A 6,013-nucleotide genomic window follows, 5' to 3' on the forward strand; every position below is an offset into this window, starting at 1 on the left:
CGAATCGACACTGAGTAATTCACATTTCCATCCGAGCATTGAGGCGGCAATGTTGATCGCTTGATAGGCGTGTCCCGCATCCAGTTGGCAGTAGCGCCAGCATCGCTCTCCGTATTTCCACGCTTCTCTCCAGACAACAGAGCTGAGGGCTATGAGAAACGTCCCCTCTTCTAAAGATGAATCGTAGGTATGGAGCAGCTCCAGCGCATGTTCTCGGGGCGCATAGTGGGAGAGGGTGGCGTGATCACTAATCCCTTCCATAGAGGGTACAATAATATAACACTCGGTTGGATGGAGATTCCCGCTACTGGCATTGCAGCGTAGTGCCCACGAGGAGCCGCCATGACTTTTAATTGCGGCCAGTCCCAGTGAATAGCGAAGGAGTTGTGAAAGTGATTCATAACACAGCGGTGCAGTGGGCAAGGGATCTTTTTGAAAAAGAAGGTGATACGGGGGTGTTAGCTCAGAGTGAGTGAGAGGGATGAGAGTTGCACCCTCGTAACGCCGAAAAGGATCAGGTTGAGTTGCCCACTCCATATAGCCTAAACTTGCCGCGTATTTGAAAGGGCGATGTTTGGTACGATCGTGGTATTCGAGAACGGAAGCAATATTTTTCATAAAGGGATTGTTGATCAGAAGAGGTAAATTTCCCCTTTGTGATCGGATTAGCGCAGAGTCTTTAAAAGTTCTCGAAGCATTTGATCATGCGTTGTCGTAGTATCGATCTCCATACGGCTTAAATCAGAGGTGAATGAGGCTTGGTAATGAACCCCTTGTTGTGTTATATCGGCATTGACATCCGCATCAAAATGAATGAGAGGCTGTGTGATCTGATAGTGTTGCTTTAGTGCAGTAGGGATCGTTACCCCATTGAGTATAGCAATGTTGATGTGTCCGCTGCTGGCATTGAGTTCCGCATAGGCAGAGATTTCTCCTTGTATAGGCGAGGGGGTAGCAAACAGTCCAAAGGTTTGTTCGGCATCGCCCCCTTTAAGATCAAAAGTGATGGAAGAGGGTTCCAAATCGGGGATAAGAATCGTGAGTGAAGTATCACTCCGGGCAACATCGCTAGAGGCACGCAGACGTAAGAGCTTTTCATCCCCTTCGATTCTCCCTTTCAATGTTAATCCTCCGGCTAAGGGGACACCGACAAACTGCTCTAAAACTCCGGCGTGCTCTAACGAAGCATCGAGACTCACTTTTATATGAAAAGGTCTGACCTGCCCGTTAGGATCTGCCAATAACGATTTAAGAGTGAACGATTCGTTGCTATCTTCCACAATCGGTGTCGGTGTAAAGTGCTCGGTTTTGGTATTGAGGAAAATTTCTCCCTCTATATCACGCTGATCGAACCCTCTTAAAGTAATTTCACCGCTGAGCAAAGTGTCCGTTTTGGAGGGGTAGCCAAGCAGATGGAGAAGCTTTTGATAGCCGATCTCCTCCATTTTGAGATGGAGAGAGGCGAGATGAAAGCGGTGGAGTTCTGTTTGGTAGAGAAGATTGCCTCCGAAGATATTTCCGGTACCGTGTATCGTGAAAGAAGCAATACCGCCGCTGAGGGAGCCTTCTGTTTTAAACGGCTGAGCAATAGGGTTAAATCCGCTCTTCTGAAAACACTCTATTCGGTAATGGGCATACATTCGGAGCGTCAGCAGCGAAAATCCCCCTTGGGTAGAGAGAGTATTGCCAAAGTCATCTTGGATAAGGAGCTGAAAACGGTTATAGGTGAGGGAAAACTCTTGAACTTGAATAGGCGTTGAGAGTGCTGAGGTGAGTGATTTCTCGACGATAGGGTTCATAATGCGATTTCCAACCGGAGTGAAGAGGAGCAACGCGAGGAGGACAATCAACCCGAGAATAAAGAGGAGCACTCTCCCTGGCATGGTGTGGTGAAAGTTGCGAATACGTTTCATGTGAGTGCCAGTATCCACGGCGTACCGATAAGGATAAAAATGAGAAAAGTGAGGAGTGTTACCGCCCCGCCGTAGATATAGATTTCCCGAGCACTGATATAGCCGGAGCTGAGATAGATCGCGTTACATGAAGAGCCCTGCGGGGTGATCGTGGCGTTAAAGTTGGTGGCAAACAGCAGCATCATTGCCATCAATTCTCCCGGAACCCCCGCTCCAACACCGACGGCTAAAAAGATACCGAATAGCGCCAAAAGATGGGCACTTTGGGAAACAAAGAGATAGTGAATCAAGACATAAACGGCAATTAGAAGGATATAAACCAACATCCATGAGAGTCCGACCAGATAGAGGGTAAAATGGTTGGCAACCGCTCCCATAAATCCCATTTCAGCAAGCTGTGTACTTAACGCAAAGAGGATAGCAAACCAAATGAGGGTGCTGAGAGCTTCTCCTTGACTTCTGAAATCATCGACTCCGAATACTCTCGTCGCCATTAAAATTCCTAATCCTCCGAAGGCAACCGCCGCTTTATCGATAGGAAATATCCCTGAGAGGGCCCAAAGGGTCAACATCGAGACAAAGACGCCGGCGGTGATCCACTCGTTACGGCTGATGCGCCCCATATGTTCCAACGCGACTGCGGCTTTTTGAGGGGCATCGGGGGTCTCTTTCATTTCCGGGGGGTAGATACGATAGAGCATCCACGGGATGAGGGCAAACGCGATCAGTGTCGGAACAATCGCGTATAAAAGCCAGCTTCCGAACGTGATATGGATTCCCATCTTCTCGGCAATACCGACGCCGACGGGATTAACTGCCATTGCGGTGAGCCAAAGCCCTGAAGAGATTGTAAGTCCCGCCATCGAAGTCATCATCAGATAACTTCCCGCTCGCCGTTGGGTATTATCACCTACTTTTGAATCGCAGTCGTGTGCCAGACCGTAAACAATCGGATAAAGGACACCGCTTCGGGCGGTATTGCTCGGAAACGCAGGGGCGATAATAATATCGGTTGCGATGAGGCTGTAGCCAAGACCCAGGGTAGAGTGGCCGAAACGGCGGATGATATGTAAAGAGAGCCGTTTCCCAAGCCCCGATTTATGAACGGCATGGGAGACTAAAAAAGCCGCAATAATCATAAGGATAAAACTTTCCGAAAATCCGGCATAGGCTTTTGAAGGTTCAATGACTCCGAATAAGACACTGACGGCAAGGGCAATGACCGATGCAGCGATGATTGGCAGTACGTTACCTAAAATAGCTATAATAGTTGTCAGGAAAATCGTAAAAAGTTGCCATGCTGTTGGTGTAATGGCGAGCGGCGGGGGTACAAACCAGAGAGTTAGTGCAAAAATCCCAAGTAATACTAGAGGATAGAGCTGTTTGACTCTTAGTAACATTGTCCCTCCCTTTTTTAGGCTTATTATAGCATTTTAGGTCGGTATATATACTTGATATGAGTAGACTCAACTATTCTGCATAAAAACTATCATATACCACTTGACAACAGTTGACTCAATGTACTATAATAACGCTGGATTTCAAAAAAGGAGTCTTTAGAAATCATGTCAAATACAGTCAATGAAGAGCAAATCAGCGAAGAACACGTTACCCTCAACGAGGGTGAAGAAGTTGTTGCTGAGAGCATGAATGAATTAGAAACTATTACGGCTGAATTAGCGTCGTTGAAAGACAAGTACGCTCGCGTACATGCCGATTTCGACAATATCAAAAAACGTCTTGAGCGTGAGAAATATCAAGCGCTAGAGTACGCGAACGAAAAATTTGCAAAAGATTTGATCCCCGTGGTCGATTCGCTCTCAATGGCAATCGGTGCAACGGCTATCGAAGCAGATGCAAATGTTTTGCTTGAAAAGCTCAAAGAGGGTGTTGAACTCACGATGAAACAGCTTTTAAGCGTTCTCGAAAAACACGGGGTAACTCCTGTCGATGAGAGTGAACCTTTCAACCCCGATATTCATAACGCCGTACAGCGTGTGGATAGTGATGAGCATGAAAGCGGAGCTATCGTAAACACTTTCCAAAAAGGGTTTCGATATAAAGAGCGAACATTGCGCGATGCAATGGTCGTAATAGCCAATTGATTTGAACGACCATCGGAACAAAGTCCCGATAGTCTACGCTTGCCGCTAAGGCACTAAAGCACACCGATGCTTCCGGCATCGGCGTCAAAAATAAAAACGAATTTAAAATAAAGGAAACAAAATGTCAAAAGTTATTGGTATCGACTTAGGAACAACAAACTCATGTGTTGCAGTCTATGAAGGCGGCGAAGCAAAAATTATCCCGAACAAAGAGGGAAAAAACACGACTCCTTCCGTAGTAGCATTTACCGATAAAGGGGAAATCCTCGTCGGTGATCCTGCAAAACGTCAGGCGATCACAAATCCGGATAAAACGATCTACTCGGTCAAACGTATCATGGGTCTTATGATGAACGAAGAGAAAGCAAAAGAGGCGCACGACAAAGTTACCTATAAAATCGTGGATAAAAACGGTATGGCTGCGGTTGATGTTGCGGGTAAAATCTACACGCCACAAGAGATCTCGGCTAAAATCCTCTCTAAATTGAAAGCGGATGCAGAGAGCTACCTCGGGCAAGCGGTCAGCGATGCGGTTATTACCGTTCCTGCGTACTTCAATGATGCACAGCGTAAAGCGACCAAAGAGGCGGGAACGATTGCAGGTCTTAACGTCCTTCGTATCATCAACGAGCCTACTGCGTCTGCACTTGCTTATGGTTTGGATTCAAAAGGGGATGAAAAAGTTCTCGTTTACGATCTAGGGGGCGGAACGTTCGACGTTACGGTTCTTGAAATCTCTGAGGGGACTTTCGAGGTTCTCTCAACTGACGGTAATGCGTTCCTCGGTGGGGATGACTTCGATAATAAAATCGTAGACTTCCTCGCAAGCGAGTTCAAATCCGATCACGGTATCGATCTCAAAGCGGATAAAATGGCGCTTCAACGTCTCAAAGACGCGGCTGAAAATGCGAAAAAAGAGCTCTCTTCAGCAGAAGAAACAGAGATCAATCTTCCGTTTATCACCGCAGACGCATCAGGGCCTAAGCACTTAGTTGTGAAATTGACCCGTGCTAAATTCGAGGGGATGATCGATACTCTCGTTAAAGAGACGATCAGCCATATCAAAACTGCGATGAAAGATGCAGGCCTTAGCAACAAGGAAATCAACGAAGTTATCATGGTCGGTGGATCAACACGTCTTCCAATCGCACAAAAAATGGTATCCGATGAATTCGGCGGAAAAACTCTTAACAAAGGGGTAAATCCGGATGAGGTCGTAGCAGCAGGTGCCGCTATCCAAGGTGGAGTTCTTCGCGGAGACGTTAAAGACGTACTTCTCCTTGACGTTACCCCATTGTCACTCGGGATCGAAACTCTCGGTGGCGTAATGACAAAAATCATCGAAAAAGGGACCACTATTCCGGTTAAAAAATCGCAAGTGTTCTCGACTGCAGAAGATAATCAACCAGCGGTTAGCATTTCTGTAGGTCAAGGTGAGCGTGAGTTTGCCCGCGACAACAAATCTCTCGGATTGTTCGAGCTTACCGGTATCCCTGCCGCGCCACGCGGTGTACCTCAAATTGAGGTAACGTTTGACATCGACGCCAACGGTATCCTAACCGTTAGCTCGACCGATAAAGGGACAGGTAAATCTCAGTCAATCACGATTTCTGGAAGCTCTGGACTCAGCGAAGAAGAGATCAACAAAATGGTTCAAGACGCTGAAAGCCACAAAGCCGAAGATGCTAAACGCAGAGAAATTGTTGATTTGCGTAATCAGGCAGATGCGTTGGCAAGCCAAACCGAAAAATCTCTCAAAGAGATGGAAGAGAAAATTGATCCATCTGAGAAAGCGGCAATCGAGTCAGCTCTCGAAGAATTGAAAGCGGTGTTGAAAAATACCGATGCTTCGAAAGAAGAGATCGAAGCGGCTACCAAAAAATTGGCAGATGCGAGTCACAAAATGGCAGAGCAAATGTACAAACAAAATGAAGGCGGTGAAGCCGCTTCATCAAACGCGAAAAAAGATGACGACGTCATCGACGCTGAAATCGA

At 46.8% G+C, this 6,013-nt stretch carries 5 protein-coding genes; 2 read left to right on the forward strand and 3 right to left on the reverse strand.

The window, feature by feature from the left end:
* The 3 genes from A2517_RS01615 to A2517_RS01625 form a co-directional block, all read right to left on the reverse strand.
* The coding region (locus tag A2517_RS01615; RefSeq protein ID WP_294893623.1) for a SagB/ThcOx family dehydrogenase at positions 1-618 on the reverse strand (618 nt) is incomplete at its 3' end.
* A gap of 47 nt (positions 619-665) precedes the next feature.
* Entirely contained in the window at positions 666-1,913 is a 1,248-nt protein-coding gene (locus tag A2517_RS01620; protein WP_294893624.1) for a hypothetical protein, read from the reverse strand.
* On the reverse strand, positions 1,910-3,313 hold the full coding sequence (locus A2517_RS01625) for a DASS family sodium-coupled anion symporter (RefSeq protein WP_294893625.1): 1,404 nt from the start codon (positions 3,311-3,313) through the stop codon (positions 1,910-1,912). The genes A2517_RS01620 and A2517_RS01625 overlap by 4 nt, the downstream gene beginning before the upstream one ends.
* Before the next feature lie 165 nt (positions 3,314-3,478).
* On the opposite strand from A2517_RS01625, the gene A2517_RS01630 reads away from it, so the two are divergent.
* Together A2517_RS01630 and dnaK are read left to right on the forward strand one after the other, a co-directional pair.
* Complete coding sequence (locus A2517_RS01630) at positions 3,479-4,018, forward strand: nucleotide exchange factor GrpE (RefSeq protein ID WP_294893626.1); 540 nt, start codon at positions 3,479-3,481, stop codon at positions 4,016-4,018.
* 121 nt (positions 4,019-4,139) lie between these two features.
* On the forward strand, positions 4,140-6,013 hold a 1,874-nt coding region (gene dnaK / locus A2517_RS01635; RefSeq protein WP_294893627.1), incomplete at its 3' end, for a molecular chaperone DnaK.

The organism is Sulfuricurvum sp. RIFOXYD12_FULL_44_77 (genome assembly GCF_001830725.1).
Taxonomy (GTDB): domain Bacteria; phylum Campylobacterota; class Campylobacteria; order Campylobacterales; family Sulfurimonadaceae; genus Sulfuricurvum; species Sulfuricurvum kujiense_A.